The following is a 16293-nucleotide window of genomic DNA, read 5'->3' as shown; positions in this document are numbered from 1 at the left end:
GCACGACCTGCGGCACCGGGCAGGCCTTCACGGCGAAGCGGATCCGGGCCCTGCGGCCGGCCCGGAGCAGGGCGGCGTCGAGGGCGCGGTAGTTCTCGCGCACGCGCTCGGGGTCGACGAGCAGGTACGGGGATTCGGGCATCGATGGATCTTTCGGTCGGGCAGCGGAGCAGAACAGTATCAGCGGCGCCTACCCGGAATCGAATCCGTCAAACCTCGAGTTCCGGTGATCGGTGCCCGGTCAGCCCGCGACCACCGTGACCTCGTCGAATACCACTTCACCTGCCGCGTCGGACTCGGCGAGATCGACCACACCCACGATCGCCCAGCCATGATCGCCGGCCGGATCGTCGAGGGTTTGGCGCACCTGCCAGAAACCGGGCCTGGTCTCGACCCGGAACATCTGCGGACCCCGCGCGTCGGGGCCGGTGCCGATGGTGTCGTACTCGGCGAAGTAGGCCGCGAGTTCGGCCTCCCAGTCCGGTCCGGTGCCGAGCTCCTCCAGCGCCTGCCAGTTACGCAGGGCCGCCAACTCCACTCGCCGGAACATGGCATTGCGGACCAGCACCCGGAAGGCGCGTTCATTGGCCGAGATCGGCCGGATGGTCTCCGCGCCGAACGCCAGCTGCTCGGCGTCGGTCTCCGCCCCGGGGTTGGTGAGCTGTTCCCATTCGTCGAGCAGACTCGAATCCACCTGCCGGATCAGCTCACCCAGCCACTCGGTGATGTCGTCGAGTTCCTCGGTCCGCGCGGACTCGGGCACAGTGCGGCGAAGCGCGCGATAGGCGTCGGCCAGGTAGCGCAGCACCACCCCTTCGGAGCGGGCGAGCTCGTAGTGGGAGATGAGCTCGGCGAAGGTCATCGACCGTTCCACCATCTCGCGCACCACCGACTTCGGTGACGGTGCGAACTCCGAGACCCACGGGTGCCCGGCCCGGTAGGTCTCGAAGGCCGGTTCGATCAGCTCGGCCAGCGGCTTGGGCCAGCTGACCTCTTCGAGCAGTTCCATCCGTTCGTCGTAGTCGATGCCGTCGGCCTTCATCTCCGCGACGGCCTCGCCCCTGGCCTTGTGCTGCTGTGCCATCAGCAGCTGGCGTGGATCCTCGAGCGTCGACTCGATGAGCGAGATCACATCGAGGGTATAGCTGGGAGATTGGTCATCGAGCAGTTCGAACGCGGCCAGCGCGAACGGTGACAGCGGCTGATCGAGCGCGAAATCGCGTTGTAGATCCACGGTGAGCCGCGCCATGCGGCCCTTGTCATCGGGTTCGGAAAGCTGTTGCACCACACCGGCATCGCGCAGCGCGCGATACAACCGGATCGCACGCAGAATATGCTTGCGCTGCGCCGGGCGCGGTTCGTGATTGTCCTCGAGCAGATGCCGCATGGCGTCGAAGCAGTTGCCGGGGCGGGCGATCACATTGAGCAGCATCGAATTGGTGACCGCGAAGCGCGACACCATCGGTTCCGGCGGCGCGGCCACCAGCCGGTCGAAGGTCTCCTCGCTCCAGGACACGAAACCTTCCGGTGGCTTGCGCCGCTGCACCTTGCGCAACTTCTTCGGATCGTCGCCGGCCTTGGCCAGCATCCGTGTGTTCTCCACCTCGTGCTCGGGTGCCTGCACGACCACCGTGCCCATGGTGTCGTACCCGGCGCGGCCGGCGCGCCCGGCGATCTGATGGAACTCACGGGCCTTGAGCCTGCGGGTGCGCACACCGTCATATTTGGTCAGCCCGGTCAGCAGCACGGTGCGGATCGGGACGTTGATGCCGACGCCGAGGGTGTCGGTGCCGCACACCACCTTCAGCAAACCGTCCTGGGCCAGCTTCTCCACCAGCCTGCGGTATTTGGGCAGCATTCCGGCGTGATGCACGCCGATGCCGTGGCGGATCAGCCGTGAGAGGGTCTTGCCGAAGCCCGCGGAGAACCGGAAGCTGCCCAGGGCCTCGGCGATGGCGTCCTTCTCGGCCCGGCTGGCGAAATTCACGCTGGTCAGCGCCTGCGCGCGCTCAAGCGCGGCGGCCTGGGTGAAATGTACGACATAGACCGGCGCCTGATGGGTGGTGACCAGCTCCTCGAGCGTCTCGGTGATCGGCGTCCGCGCGTAGGAGAACGTCAACGGGACCGGGCGCTCGGTCCCGGCGACGACCGCGGTGGAGCGGCCGGTGCGCCTGCGCAGATCGGTGGCGAAGAAATCGACCTCGCCCAGCGTCGCCGACATGAGCAGGAACTGCGCGTGCGGCAACTCCAGCAGCGGTACCTGCCAGGCCCAGCCGCGATCGGGGTCGGCGTAGAAATGGAACTCATCCATCACCACCTGGCCGATATCGGCCTCGGCGCCCTCACGCAGGGCCAGATTGGCCAGGATCTCGGCGGTCGCGCAGATGATGGGAGCGTCCGGATTGACCGCCGCGTCACCGGTGACCATGCCGACACGTTCGGCGCCGAACACCTCGCACAGGGCGAAGAACTTCTCACTGACCAGTGCCTTGATCGGTGCGGTGTAGTAGGTGCGCTGCCCGCGCGTCAGCGCGAACAGATGAGCACCCACCGCGACCAATGACTTCCCCGAGCCGGTCGGGGTGGCCAGAATGACGTTGGACTCCGAGGCGAGCTCCAGCAGCGCCTCGTCCTGCGCGGGATACAACGGGGTCCCCTGCTCGGCCGCCCACGTCCCGAACGACTCGTACAGCGCGTCGGCGTCGGTTCCCGGTATCTCGAGCAGTTCGGTCAGATCCACTCCGACAACCCTACGGGCCGCCGGAGTCGGAACGATCCAGGTCAGCGCGGGTCGTCTTCGCCGCTGCCGGAGCCGTTGTCGCCGTATCCGCCCTGTTCGGCGAGGAAGCGCTCGAATTCGGCGCCGAGCTCGTCACCGCTGGGCAGCTCACCGTCACCGACCAGCAGACTCGACTGGCGTTCCTGCGCGGAAACGAAGGTGTCGTACTGGCGCTCGAGGGCGTGCACGACGGTCTCGACCTCGGAATTACCCGCGATGTGTTCGTTGACCTGCTCGCGCACCCGCGCCGCGGCCTCACCGAGCGCAGCCAGCGGAATATCCAGGCCGGCGTTCTCGCAGACGTGTTCGAGCAGCGTCTGCGCGGCCTCCGGGTAGGCGGTCTGTGCCAGGTAATGCGGCACGTGCACCGAGAAGCCGAGCGACTCGTGCCCGTGCTGGGCCATCCGGTATTCCAGCAGCGAGGAGGCGCTGCCGGGCACCTGCAGCTCACCAGGCCAGCGCTGGTTCTCCTCGATCAGGTCGCGGTTGGACGAATGCGCGGTGATGCCGAGCGGGCGGGTGTGCGGGATGGCCATCGGGATCGCGCTCAAGCCGATGCTGCGGCGCACACCCAACTGCTCGGCCAGCAAACGCACGGCTGTGGTGAATTTCTCCCAGCGCAGATCCGGCTCCAGACCCGACAGCAGCAGGAACGGGGTGCCCGCGGTGTCGCGCAGCGCCCACAGGTTCAGTTCGGGCTCGGCGTAATCGGCGAAGTGATCGGACTTGAACGTCATCAGCGGACGCCGCGACCGGTAGTCGAGTAGCTCGTCCACGTCGAACGACGCCACCAGTTCACTTTCCAGGCTCTCGCGCAGGTGCGTGGTGGCCAGCCGCACCGCGTGGCCGGCATCGGTGAAACCCTCGAGTCCGTGCACCAGGACCGGACCCGAACCGTCGTCGGACGACAGCTGCGGAGCGGGGAACTCCAGTTCGTACATTCGCGACTCGTAGTCCATCGCGTACTCCTTCCTGCGCGGCGCACCCGACGTGTCGACGCCGACGGGCCAGTATCTCGCACCGGTCGCCGCGTCGCGTGGTGTACCACAGTCCATTGTCCCCCATGGGCGATGCACTGCTTCGCGCGCGGGCAGACATCGACCCTTCTGTGGGAGCAACAGCGTCGATGGCACAAGCATTCCCGGCTGGGCACGCACGACCAGGGCGGTCGGCGTGGCGTGGGCGGGCTGCCAGAGGAGTTTGGCAGAGTGGGGCGGGTGGGCGTGCCGGATTCGACGCACAGATCGTCGCGTGGCCGCGCGGTGGCCGGCGGCGCGCTGGCGGTGACCGCGCTGCTGCTCGCCGGCTGCGGGGGCGAGATGTCCGGCCGGGCGGTGCCGGCCGAGCCGACTGCGGTCACTCAGCAGGTCGAGACTCCCTTGGCCGACCTGCTCCCCGCGCCCGAGGAATTCCCGCAGGGATATCCCGCCGTTGTGCTGCCGGCCGAAGCCGCCGGACAGGCCGCAGGCGATCTCGACGGCGTGGGGGCCGGCGCGAGCGTGCAGCCTGCCGAATGCACACCGCCCGAGGCTCACCCGGGAGCCGACCGTCTCGCCGTCGCCGTCGGCACCGATGATGCCGCCCGCGCGACCCTGACCGTGGAGCTGACCCGCACCGATGCGCCGCTACTGCGGCTGCGCAATCAGGTGCAGCACTGCGAGCGGATCCGGGTGTCGCGGTCCGGGGCGTCGAGCACGGTGACCACGGAGCTGGGGCAGGCGCCGCAGATCGAGGCCGACGATGCCATGGCGCTGCGACGCACGGTGCGGCCAGATGTCGGGGGAGCCGGACTGACCCAGTCGATGAGCACTCTGATCGGGCAGATCGGGGACGTACGGATCGCGGTGACGTATATGTCGTTCAGCGACAGCGAGCCGGATGCGCAGGCGTTGGAGCAATTGTTCGACACCGCCGTGAACAAGGTCGCGACCAGCTGAAACGTGGAGTTGTCCACAGGCCGAACTTATCCACAGGCCGGGTGAAAGCCCAGGTCGCGTCGCGGCCGCCGAATCGGTGCTCCGGCAGGCTGCACCCATGACGACTCCCGCGACACCCACCGAACCCACCGGGCGTGAGCAGGCCGGCCACACCCGCGTAGCGCACTCCGCGCCACCGCCTGGTGATTCCGGACCAGCGTGTGCCCGCACTCGGGCCGGCGGAATCCGCAGATCACCGTCTCGCGCGGCCCGTTCGGGAAGCTGCGGGGCATGCCGCCGTGTCGATGCCGCCGAACGCCCGGACGGCGGTTGCGGCGGCGGGAACGGGCCGGGGCCGGTCCAGCTCGGGCCGATAGCCCCGCTATCGACCACAGGCCGTAGGCCTGGCCCGATCGAAGCGATCGACGCCGCGGCAGATGGGCTGCACGGGCCGTGGGCACCATGGTTCGGCTCCGGTGAGCCGAGGCCAGGGTTCGGCGAGCTGTGCGGCGGTTCTGCGAGCACTGAAATCGGCACCTGTGCGAAGGTCGGCGTCGGGCCGGTGGAACCCACCGGCATCCACGATGTAGCGAGGGGGACAGATCCGGCGAGCGGGGCCGAATGCGCTGGTGGACTCGGCGCGGAGAGCGGGACTGCCGAGCGTCGGCGCCCCGGTGTCTCCGGTCGATCCGGCCCACACCCTGGCATCGGTGCAGTGCGCCGAGCGGGGATCCTGAGCTGCGCCGACGGTGCGATTGCGGACGGTGACCCTGCTGAGCGTGGCCCCGACGCTGAGCGTGGGGGCAACGATGAGCTCGCCGGCGCCGATGACCTCGTGCACCCCGAGGGCGACGTGGTCGATATGCGGCTCGGGGAGATCAGGCTCGCCGAGCCGGGGGAGTTCCTGGCCGGAGTGCCGGCGATTCTCGGTTTCGTGCCGGTGCGTTCGCTGGTGGTCGCGGTGTTGCGGGCCGCGCCGCGCGACCCGGACAGTGCGTTGATCGATGTGGTTGCACGATTCGACCTCACACCGTCTCCGGCCGGCGACGGGTCCAGAACACTGGCCGCAACGGTGGCCGAGGTCTGTGATCAGCAGGGCGTGGTCGGGGTGCTGGCGAGCGTCATCGACGACCGCCGAAGCGAGCCCGAGCCGGGAACAGCCGGACGCGATTCGGTGGTCACGGCATTGGCCGCGCAGTTGGAGCTGCGTTCCATACCGCTGTGCGGAGCGTGGGCGGTCCAGGCGATCGCACCGGGCTACGGGTGGTGGAGCGTGTTGGGCGCGGACCGCCGCGGGGTGCTGCCCGATCCGGCCGCCTCGCCGATCACGCTGAGCCATGTGCTCGACGGCAAACAGATTCGCCGGTCGCGTTCGGAACTGATCGCGGCGGTGTCGGTCGACCTGGCGATGCGTGAACAGGTGTGTGCGGAAATGGGTCCGGCGCTCGCGCGGGCCCATCAGCGATTCGCCGACGCGGCCGGCGGCGGCGATCGGATCGGCTACAGCAGGCGCGCGGCGCAATATCTGCTGTGGCAGATCGCGAACGTGGAATCAGGGGTGCGGATGTCGGCGGCCGAGCTCGCGGAATCGGCTGCGGCGCTGCGGGATAAGCACGCGCGTGACGCCATGTTCGCCCTCGCGGGCACCGATCACGCCGGTGCCGCCGAACAACTGTGGGCGATGATGACACGTGGCCTGCCCGACACCGACCGAGCCGAAGCCGCCACCTTGCTCGGTTACTGCGCTTACGCCCGCGGTGACGGGCCGTTTGCCGGTATCGCGTTCGCGGCGGCGCTGGATGCCGACCCCGAGCATCCGTTGGCGGCGTTGCTGGACGCCGCACTCACCTCGGGGATGGACCCGCAGCGGTTGCAGCGGCTGATCACCTGTGGTCGCGAGGCCGCCATCGATCTCGGCATCGACCTCGACCTCGACCGATCATGGTGACCTGCCGTCGAGAGCGCCCGGATGCCCGGCTATCGCGCTATGGGCGCGCGGGCCGAGTTCGCGCAGGAAGTTCCAGGCGTCGCTGACGATCTCGTCGAGGTCGTTGTGCTCGGGCCGCCACCCGAGTTCGGCGATCGCCCGATCGCTGGAGGCGATCAGCACGGCCGGGTCACCTGCGCGCCGCGGCGAATCCTTGGCGGCGATGGGCAACCCGGTGACCCGTTCACAGGCCGAGATCACTTCGCGGACCGAGAACCCGGTGCCGCTGCCGAGGTTGAACACCCGGTGAGTGCCCGGCGCGGCCGAGCGCAGGGCGAGCAGGTGGGCGTCGGCGAGGTCGCGGATGTGGATGTAGTCCCGGACGGCGGTGCCGTCGGGGGTGGGCCAGTCGGTGCCGAAGACCGCGATGGATTCGCGGTGACCGGCGGCGACCTGCAGCACCAGCGGAATGAGATGGGTTTCCACTACCCGGTTCTCACCGAGCCCGCCGTAGGCGCCCGCGACGTTGAAGTACCGCAGGCTGGTGGCCGCGAGGCCGTGCGCGATGGAATACGAGGTGATGGCGTGGTCGATCGCCAGTTTCGAGGCCCCGTAGGGGTTGGTCGGCCGGGTCGGCGCGTCTTCGGTGATCGGCACCTGCTCGGGTTCGCCGTACACCGCCGCGGTGGAGGAGAACACCAGTCGCTGGGTGCCGGTGCGGCGCATCGCCTCCAGCAGCTCCAGTGTTTTCACCACATTGCCGTGCCAGTATTTCTCCGGCTGCTGCACCGACTCGCCCACCAGCGATTGGGCCGCGAAATGCAGGACGCCGTCGAACTTTTCGGACGCCAGCAGATCGGGCGCGGCCGCGGCGATATCGCCCTCGACGAATCGGGCGCCGCCGGGAACGCCGTCGGCGTTACCCGTGGACAGATCGTCGAGGACGACCACCTCGTGGCCGTCCTCGATGAGGACCTGCGCGCACACTCCACCGACATAACCGGCACCGCCGGTGACCAGAAGTTTCACCGGTCAGACCAGCTTCACCTGGACGGCATGGGCCATTTCGTCCGACAGCTCGAACCCTTCGTGGCCGGGCACGGTGATCACCACCGAGCCGGGCTTGGTCTCGACGGTCACCCTCGCGTCGGGCACGACGCCGGCCTCACGCAGCCGGTTGATGACCTCGGGGTCGGTCTGGATGTGCTCGGCGAGCCTGCGGACCACCACGGCGTGGGTCTGGCCGTGCGCCAGCCCCGAGAGCCGGATCAGATTCTCGTCGGCGGGCGCGATCGGGGCCACACCCAGCTCGTCCAGCCCGGGGATGGGGTTGCCGTAGGGGGAGGTGGTGGGGTGGTTGAGCACCTCGACGAGGCGCCGTTCGACGTCCTCGCTCATCACATGTTCCCAGCGACAGGCCTCGGCGTGCACGTTCTGCCAGTCCAGTCCGATGATGTCGACCAGCAGCCGCTCGGCCAGCCGGTGCTTGCGCATCACCGCGACCGCCATGCTGCGGCCCTTGTCGGTCAGCTCGAGATGCCGGTCACCGGCCACCAGCAGCAGTCCGTCGCGTTCCATGCGGGCGACCGTCTGGCTGACCGTCGGCCCGCTCTGCTCGAGGCGCTCGGCGATCCGGGCACGCAGGGGCACCACGCCCTCCTCCTCGAGGTCGTAGATGGTACGGAGGTACATCTCCGTGGTGTCGACCAGATCCTTCACCTGTTACCCCTTCGTCGGCACGAATTCTACCCACGCGACGTCTCGATTCGCGCACGCCACAGCGGCACGCGTCGCGCGTCGGGAACCCTGTCGGCGCACGGCATACCGCCGTGTTCGCTCATGCTTGTATTTCTACTGCATATGAACGCCGAACGGGGCGCTGCGCTTCCCGCTAGCGTTGCGAGCATGGCCACTGCAGTGCCCGGCGCGCATCCGGGACCCGCCGACCCCGCGACGGTCGTGTGGACCGACCGGTTCCTCGACTACACCTGGACGCCGCAGCATCCGATGAAGCCGGCCCGGCTGGCGTACACGATGGCGCTGGCCCGCAGTCTCGGCGTACTCGACGGCGTCGAATTGCTCGAGCCCGCCGAGGCCGGTACCTCGGAGCTGCTGCGGATCCACACCGCCGAATACATCGACGCCGTCGAGCACGCCGTGGCGCCGCCCATGCCGCACGGTGAACCGCCACTCGCGCCGCCGTTCGGCCTGGGCTCGGCCGACAACCCGGTGTTTCCCGGAATGCACAAAGCCGCTTCGGTGATCGTCGGCGGAACGCTGGCCGCGGCCCGTGCGATCGCCGAGGGGCGTACCCGCCGGGCGGTGAGCATCGGTGGTGGCATGCATCACGCGATGCCTGCCTCGGCGGCCGGGTTCTGCGTCTACAACGATGCGGCGGTGGCCATCTCATGGCTGCTCGACCACGGTGTCGACCGCATCGCCTATCTCGATGTCGATGTCCATCACGGTGATGGCGTACAGCGCGCGTTCTATGCCGATCCGCGGGTGCTCACCGTCTCGATCCATCAGCATCCGGCCACCCTGTGGCCCAATACCGGCTGGCCCGAGGAGAACGGCAGCGGTGCGGGCACGGGCACGTCGATCAACCTGCCGGTACTGCCCGGCACCCGGGACGCGCAGTGGTTGCGCGGGTTTCATGCGGTGGTGCCGGGAGCGGTCGCGGCGTTCCGGCCACAGATCGTGGTCAGCCAGTGCGGGGTCGACAGTCACCGCGAAGATCCCCTCGCCGATCTGGAGCTGTCGGTGGACGGGCAGCGCGCGGCCTTCCTCGCCATGCGCGAGCTGGCCGATCGCTACGCCGAAGGGCGCTGGCTGGCGGTGGGCGGGGGCGGATACGGGCTGGTCCGAGTGGTGCCGCGGGCCTGGACTCATCTGCTGGCCGCCGCGCTGGATCGCGAGCTGGCACCGGAGACCGATATCCCGCAGGACTGGATCGATCTGGTGCGGGCCGCCGCACCACGGGTCGACCCACCGCGCACCATGAGCGACGGCGCCGATGTGTCGTTCCAGCGCTGGGACGGCCCGGGCGGGACCGCCGAAACCGGTGATGCCCGGTTCGACCGTGCCCAACGGGCCATCGATACCGCCGTGCTGGCCACCCGTCGTGCGTGCTTCGGCCCGCTCGGACTCGACCCGGAGGATCCCCGTGACTGAGATCGACACCCCGGACACCCCAGCGGTGCCGCCGCCACCGCCGCAACACTGGTTCGCCGATGTGCTGGCCTCTGACGGCGGTGTGGTGCGGCTGCGCCCGATCACCCCCGACGACGCCGAACGGTTGCAGCAATTTCATGCCGCGCTGTCGGATCGCACCAGGTATCTGCGGTATTTCGGGCCCTACCCGCGGATCTCGCCGAAGGATCTGTACCGCTCCACCCATGTCGATCATCACAATCGGGTGGGGCTGGTGGCCGAGCTCGGCGAGTCGATCATCGCGGTCGGGCGCTACGAACTGCTCGACCGCACCGGACCGCGCGCGGCGGAGGTCGCCTTCGTGGTTGCCGACGGGCATCAGGGCCGCGGTCTCGGTTCGATTCTGCTCGAGCATCTGGCCGGCGCGGCCGCCGAGAACGAGATCGAGACCTTCGTGGCGGAGGTGCTGGCCGAGAACACGGTGATGGTGACGGTGTTCCGGGAAGCCGGCTATCAGGTCGAGCGCAGCCGGGACGGTTCGGTGCTGCACCTGGAGTTCGCGATCGACCCGACCGAGGCGCTGTTGTCGGTACGCGATGCGCGCGAACGCGCTTCGGAGGCGCGCAGTGTCGGCAATCTGCTCGCGCCTCGCTCCATCGCCGTCATCGGCGCTACGCCGAGTGCCGGACGCGTCGGTGGTGCGGTGCTGTCCAACCTGCTCTCCGGGGCGTTCCAAGGGCCGGTGTTCCCGGTGAATCCGGCCCGTCGTTCGGTGCGGGGCGTGCGCGCCTACGCGACCGTGCGGGAGATCCCCGACGAGGTGGATCTGGCGGTGGTGGCGGTGCCCGCGGAGTCGATCGGCTCGGTGCTCGACGACTGTATGGCCAAGGGCGTCAAGGGATTGGTGGTGCTCACCGCGGGTTTCGGCGAGACCGGCGAGGCGGGTCGGGCGGCCGAGCGTGCTCTGGTGGCGGCCGCTCGGGGCCACGGTATGCGGGTGGTCGGGCCGAGCGCGCTCGGCATCGCCAATACCGATCCCGGGATCGCGCTGAATGCCACGCTGGCGCCGGTGCTGCCGGGGCGCGGGCGGATCGGCTTCTTCTGTCAGTCCGGCCCCCTCGGTGCGGCGATCCTCGGGGAGGCCGCGGCCCGCAATCTCGGACTGTCCACCTTCGTCTCCGCGGGTAACCGTGCCGATGTGTCCGGCAACGATCTGTTGCAGTACTGGGACACCGATCCCGACACCGATGTGGTGTTGCTGTATCTGGAGAGTTTCGGTAATCCGCGCAAATTCTCCCGGATCGCGCGCCGGGTGGCACGGACCAAACCGATCGTCGCGGTCAGCAGCGGCCGGCTGGCGGCCCGCGCCCAGCCTGCCGGTGACATGGATCGCTCGATCGTGCGGGATCTGTTCGCGCAGGCCGGAATCGTGCAGGTCGACTCGATCTCGGAGTTGTTCGACTGCGCGGCGCTGCTCGGCTACCAGCCGCTACCCGCGGGTGCGCGGTTGGCGGTGGTCGGCAACAGTGCGGCGCTGGGCTGGCTCGCCGTGGACGCCGCTCGCGGTGAGGGGCTGGCGGTCGGGGAACCAGTGGATCTGGGCCCGCAAGCCACCCCTGGCGACTATTTCGACGCTGTCGTGGCCCAGTTGCGTTCCGACGACGCCGATTCGGTGATCGTGGTCTTCGCCCCACCGGTGCCGTTGCCGACCGGTGAGTTCGCCGCCGCGATCCGCTCCGCGTCCGAGGCCGTGCCGGAGGCGGGTAAACCGATCCTGACCACATTCATCGCCGAGCAGGGTATTCCGAATCTGCTGGCGGTGCGTGGGGCCGGGGCGTCGGCAGTGCGCGGCTCCATTCCGTCGTATCCGGACCCGGAGCGGGCCGCACGAGCGCTGGCACGGGTGCGTCGGTACGCGGAATGGCGCGACCGGCCGCAGTCGGCGGTGGTGCGGCCCGACGGTATCGACAGTGTGCGAGCCACCGAATTGGTTGCGAGGTGGATGGCCGAGTCCGGCGGCCGCCGCTTGACCGACCTGGAGACGGTGGCGCTGCTGGAGTGCTACGGCATTTCGGTGGTGGAGTTCCGTGAGGTGCGCGATGCCGATGCCGCGGTCGCGGCGGCGGAGGAACTCGGGTATCCGGTGGCCGCCAAGGCCACCAGCGATGCCTGGCGGCGGCGGCCAGACCTGAGCGGGGTACGGCTGGACCTGTGGCGCCCGGATGCGGTGCGTCAGGCGTACACCGATCTCGTCGCGCTCAGCGGTGAACCGGCGCTGCACATTCAGCGCATGGCGACCAAGGGCGTGGGCTGTGTGCTGCGGGTACAGGATGATCCGTCGTTCGGTTCGGTGATCGAGTTCGGCTTGTCCGGGTTGATCATCGAAATGCTGGGCGATCGCGCCTATCGCGCGCTGCCGTTGTCGCCGGATGAGGCCGCGGCGCTGATCGACGCACCGCGCGCGGCCCCGCTGTTGTCGGGCACGCCGGCCAGCCCACGGGTGGACAAGGCGGCGTTGGTCGAGCTGGCGCAACGCATTTCGGCGCTGTTCGATGATCTGCCCGAGATGCGCGAGCTGTATTTCGATCCGGTGCTCGCGTCGCCGACGTCGGCCGAAATCCTGTATGCGCGAGCCCGAATCGGTCCCCAGCCCAGCCGTTTCGACACCGGCCCGCGCAGGCTCGGCTGAACGCGACGCCCGTCGTGAGTATGGGTTGGCGCTTGGGCAGGGTGTCGATAAGCCAATCGTTCGCTGCCGGTCCACGCCGGCGTGCGTCGTGCCCGTCGTCTGTGGGACTGCCGGATCCAGGTGCCCGCCAGCAGCCGCTGGAGGCCGGACCGTGCGGGCTCAGGATGGGCCGTGCCGTTGTGCACGGGTCCGGCGTCGGGATAGCCGCCGGCACAAACGTTTACGCCGACCGGCTCGCACGCCTCGGAGGGGGCGGGACGTGCGGACACCGGTCGGCGTCGGGATGGTGACCGGCGTGGTCACCTGGTCTGGCTCGTGCCGGGGTCGCCGGCCCGAGGCGGATCAGCTGGCGTAGGCGCGCAGCCTGTCGGCGCGCTCGCCCTTGCGCAGTTTGGACATCACTTCGCGTTCGATCTGGCGGACCCGCTCACGGGACAGGCCGAACAGCTTGCCGATCTGATCGAGAGTGCGCGGCTGGCCGTCGTCGAGGCCGAAACGCAATCGGATCACCTGCTGTTCGCGCTCGTCCAGCGTGGCGAGGACACTGCGGACGTCGTGGTGCAGCAGACCGGCGATGACGGCGCTTTCGGCGGAGGTGGCCTCGGAATCCTCGATGAAGTCGCCCAGTGGGGCTTCCTCGTCGTTGCCGACCGGCATGTCCAGGCTCACCGGATCGCGGCTGTGATCGAGCAGATCGGCGATCTTCTCCACCGGGATGCCCGATTCGTTGGCCAGCTCGTCATCGGTCGCCTCACGGCCCAGCTGCTGATGCAGTTCACGCTTGATCCTGGCCAGCTTGTTGACCTGCTCGACCAGGTGGACGGGAAGCCGGATGGTGCGGCTCTGATCTGCCATGCCACGGGTGATGGCCTGACGGATCCACCAGGTGGCGTAGGTGGAGAACTTGAAGCCCTTGGCGTAGTCGAACTTCTCCATCGCGCGGATCAGGCCGAGGTTGCCTTCCTGGATGAGGTCCAGCAGGGGCATCCCGCGCCCGGTGTAGCGCTTGGCGAGGGACACGACCAGACGCAGGTTGGCTTCCAGCAGATGCGAGCGGGCGGCCTGGCCTTCGCGGACGATGACGGCCAGATCGCGCTTGCGGGCGGCCGACAATCGCTTGCCGGTCTCCAGCAGGTGCTGGGCATAGAGGCCCGCCTCGATGCGCTTGGCCAGCTCGACCTCATCGGCCGCCGTGAGCAGCGCCGTACGGCCGATCCCGTTCAGGTACACGCGTACCAGGTCGGCGGCGGGGCTCTGGGCGTCGAGGTCCGAATCGCTGGCGCGCACTCGAGTGGTGGCGGGGCTTGTCATGACTTGCCTCCTGTCGGTGGTGTCTCACTCCGATCAACGGACCCGACATAGGGAAAGTTCCCTGACCGGGCGCGGGTAAACCGCTTCTGAACTGCGGTTTTCGCCACGTTCGGCTGAGAAGTTCCTGAGAACACCCCGCGACGGGAACGGCCCTGCCCTGCCTCGGCCGATCCGGGCGACTCGCTATGCGGGAACGATCAGCCCGTGGCGTACCAATCCGGCCACCACTCCCAGCGCGTCCGCCGCGAACTCGGGCGTGACGCTGTCGGATCCGTGAGCGATGGCGAGCAGTTCGATCAGTTCGTGCAACGGCAGACCGTCCGGTCGCATTCCCGCTACCAGGGAGATTGTGGTCTCGTCCACTTCGTGCTGCCAGCGCGGACCGTCGCCGCGGTGCAGCCGGGCCACCCGCTGTTCCCAGCCCTGTGGCCCGGGCAGATACACCCGATCGAGCGCGGTCGCGGGATCGACCCGGAAGCGCGCCGACCAGGCCAGATCATTGTCGGCGGCGACGGCGCGCAACCAGGCCGAGCGGTGGAAGTAGCGGGTCGCTTCCGCGCCGAGCGGGTCGTCGAAGCCGTGGGTGAGATCCTCGGCGAGCAGTTCGGTGGGGCCATCGATCGCGCGCAGATAGACGAACCCGAAGCCGATGCCCTCGACGTCCGCGGCGGAGAAGGCCTCCAGCCACTGTTCGGCGCGCTGCTGGGCGTGCTGATCGCGCGGGTCCGAACCCGCATCGCGCAGCCAGGTGCCGACGTAGAGGGCGGGGTCGGCGACGTCGCGCTGCACCACCCAGGCATCGACACCGTGCGCGGGCAGCCACGAGGAGACCCGCTGCCGCCAGTCCTGTCCGGCCACGTGCACCCAGGCTGCCAGCATCGCCGCGGTGCCGCCGGGCGCGAGCAGCTGCGGTGCCTGCGAGATCACCAGCTCGCTGGCACCGTCGAGGGCGAGACCGGAATCACGGTAGGTGTGCTCGACACGGGCCGGGCCGACCACGAACGGCGGATTGGCCACCACCTGGTCGAATCGGCGTCCGGCCACCTGCTCGAACCACGAGCCCTCCAGCAACTCCACATCCAGCTCGTTGAGGGCGGCGGTGGCCTCGGCCAGCCACAGCGCGCGCGGGTTGACGTCGGTGGCGGTGACGCGCTCGGCATAGGAGGCGGCGTGCACGGCTTGCACACCGCATCCGGTGCCGAGGTCGAGCACCGAGCCCACCGGCTCGGTCGGCGTGGCTCGCAGCAACGACAGCGAGGCATGGCCCACACCGAGGACGTGGTCGGCGGTGAGTGTGCGCCTGCGCATCGAATCGTCCAGATCGGACAGGATCCAGCGGGTGCCCGCGCCGGTGTCGAGCGGACGCAGGTCCAGTGCCGCGCGCACCTGGTCGCCGTCGCGAGCCAGCAGGCCTGCGGCGACCGCCTGATCGAGCTCGACCGGTGCCAATGCGGCCCCGACCTCGGCCTCCGGCAACGGATCACCGAGCAGCAGTAGCCGGATCAGCGTGCCGAGTTCACCCGCGGCGCGCGCGGCGCGGCGCACCGGCACCGGTTCGGAGCGACCGAGTGCGGCGTGCGCGTCGGCGCCGAGAGCCTCCAGCAAGGTGTCGGCGTTGTAGCCGACCCGGATCAGCGCGGTGCGCAGGGCCGGGCACAGGGCGGTCAGCAGCGATCTCGTGGTGGTCGAGCGATTCGTAGGCACATCGGTACTCTGCCACCGTGCCCGGCTGTGGCGGCCGCCACTACCCTGGGAACGCCGGGCTCAGCGGTCGATGGCGTTGTGCGGTCGCGATTCCAGCGCCGGACGCGGCCGATCCCAGCGGCTGGGCTCGTTCTTGTCCCGGGGCGGGCGGTCGTTGGCGATCAGGACCGCGATCCACGGCAGCGGGATCGAGGCGACGATGATCAGGATCGAGATCAGCGCATTGCTGAAGACGCTGTAGGCGACCGCTGCCAGGATCAATGCCGGAATGCGGAAGGACATGATCGTCAGATATCGCCGGACCCGGGCGCGGTGCTGATCCTCGAGCGACGGGGCGGCCTCGGTGATCAGGACCGGATGTTTGTCGTCTCCGGGGAAGTAGCCGGCAGAACGGCGGGGCCGGGGCGGCATCGGCGCGCCGGTCGAGTCGTCACGGCCGACGCTCGCGTCGGAAGAATCGCCGTGCTGCTGCATACCCCGAGTCTTCCACTGTCCGCGGTGGGGCGCACACCCGGTGGTCACGACGCCGGGGACGGGATGCGGCATCATGGAAGGCGTGAGTACCGACACTCTGGTTCGCCCCGATACGACTACCGACGAGTCGACCGGCGATGACACCCCCAAGTTCTTCCACTACGTGAAGAAGGACAAGATCGCCGAGAGCGCGGTCATGGGCACCCATGTCGTCGCGCTGTGCGGTGAGGTGTTCCCGGTGACCCGCTCGCCCAAGCCCGGCTCGCCGGTGTGCCCGGAATGCAAGAAGGTCTACGAGCAGCTCCGTAAGGGCGACTGAGCGCCCGATGTGCCCTCGCGT

The 16293-nt window shown here is 69.1% G+C and carries 12 protein-coding genes; 5 read left to right on the top strand and 7 right to left on the bottom strand.

The genetic code is table 11. From position 1 onward, the window contains the following. Positions 1-241: 241 nt before the first annotated feature. On the bottom strand, positions 242-2740 hold the full coding sequence (locus RJ05_RS15845) for a DEAD/DEAH box helicase (RefSeq protein ID WP_036538011.1): 2499 nt from the start codon (positions 2738-2740) through the stop codon (positions 242-244). 41 nt (positions 2741-2781) lie between these two features. Further along, positions 2782-3738 (bottom strand): PAC2 family protein, encoded by a 957-nt coding sequence (locus RJ05_RS15840; RefSeq protein WP_036538010.1) that lies wholly within the window; start codon positions 3736-3738, stop codon positions 2782-2784. 249 nt (positions 3739-3987) lie between these two features. On the opposite strand from RJ05_RS15840, the gene RJ05_RS15835 reads away from it, so the two are divergent. Both RJ05_RS15835 and RJ05_RS29955 read left to right on the top strand, forming a co-directional pair. Beyond that, positions 3988-4716: a DUF5642 family protein gene (locus tag RJ05_RS15835; protein ID WP_249040433.1), complete on the top strand. Its 729-nt coding sequence runs from the start codon at positions 3988-3990 to the stop codon at positions 4714-4716. Between the two features lie 694 nt (positions 4717-5410). Further along, entirely contained in the window at positions 5411-6643 is a 1233-nt protein-coding gene (locus RJ05_RS29955) for a DUF4192 domain-containing protein (protein ID WP_162140634.1), read from the top strand. Here the strand turns inward: RJ05_RS29955 and galE are convergent. Further along, positions 6635-7651: a UDP-glucose 4-epimerase GalE gene (gene galE / locus RJ05_RS15820; protein ID WP_051016617.1), complete on the bottom strand. Its 1017-nt coding sequence runs from the start codon at positions 7649-7651 to the stop codon at positions 6635-6637. The two genes, RJ05_RS29955 and galE, sit on opposite strands and share 9 nt — an antisense overlap. Before the next feature lie 3 nt (positions 7652-7654). Further along, positions 7655-8341, bottom strand: coding sequence for an iron-dependent transcriptional repressor DtxR (locus RJ05_RS15815; RefSeq protein ID WP_036538008.1), 687 nt, complete (start codon positions 8339-8341; stop codon positions 7655-7657). 186 nt (positions 8342-8527) lie between these two features. Between RJ05_RS15815 and RJ05_RS15810 the strand changes: the two genes are divergently transcribed. Together RJ05_RS15810 and RJ05_RS15805 are read left to right on the top strand one after the other, a co-directional pair. Continuing rightward, complete coding sequence (locus RJ05_RS15810; RefSeq protein WP_036538007.1) at positions 8528-9796, top strand: acetoin utilization protein AcuC; 1269 nt, start codon at positions 8528-8530, stop codon at positions 9794-9796. Continuing rightward, positions 9789-12464, top strand: a complete 2676-nt coding sequence (locus RJ05_RS15805; protein WP_036538024.1) for a bifunctional acetate--CoA ligase family protein/GNAT family N-acetyltransferase — start codon at positions 9789-9791, stop codon at positions 12462-12464. Before RJ05_RS15810 ends, RJ05_RS15805 begins: the two co-directional genes overlap by 8 nt. Positions 12465-12806: 342 nt before the next feature. Here the strand turns inward: RJ05_RS15805 and RJ05_RS15800 are convergent, their stop codons facing one another. From RJ05_RS15800 to RJ05_RS15790, 3 genes are all read right to left on the bottom strand, one after another. Continuing rightward, entirely contained in the window at positions 12807-13775 is a 969-nt protein-coding gene (locus RJ05_RS15800) for a sigma-70 family RNA polymerase sigma factor (RefSeq protein ID WP_014351896.1), read from the bottom strand. A 183-nt stretch (positions 13776-13958) separates the two neighbouring features. Further along, positions 13959-15479: a DUF7782 domain-containing protein gene (locus RJ05_RS15795; protein ID WP_051016616.1), complete on the bottom strand. Its 1521-nt coding sequence runs from the start codon at positions 15477-15479 to the stop codon at positions 13959-13961. A gap of 60 nt (positions 15480-15539) precedes the next feature. After that, complete coding sequence (locus tag RJ05_RS15790; RefSeq protein ID WP_036538021.1) at positions 15540-15890, bottom strand: DUF3099 domain-containing protein; 351 nt, start codon at positions 15888-15890, stop codon at positions 15540-15542. A gap of 145 nt (positions 15891-16035) precedes the next feature. On the opposite strand from RJ05_RS15790, the gene RJ05_RS15785 reads away from it, so the two are divergent. Next, a complete protein-coding gene (locus RJ05_RS15785; RefSeq protein ID WP_036538019.1) occupies positions 16036-16272 on the top strand; it encodes a DUF3039 domain-containing protein in 237 nt (78 codons plus the stop codon). The last annotated feature ends 21 nt before the right edge of the window (positions 16273-16293 follow it).

The sequence above is a fragment of the Nocardia cyriacigeorgica NBRC 100375 genome (assembly GCF_000308555.1).
GTDB classification, from domain to species: Bacteria; Actinomycetota; Actinomycetes; order Mycobacteriales; family Mycobacteriaceae; genus Nocardia; species Nocardia cyriacigeorgica.
Note: the sequence above shows the minus strand (reverse complement) of the source record. Positions and strands in the feature narration are given on the sequence as shown.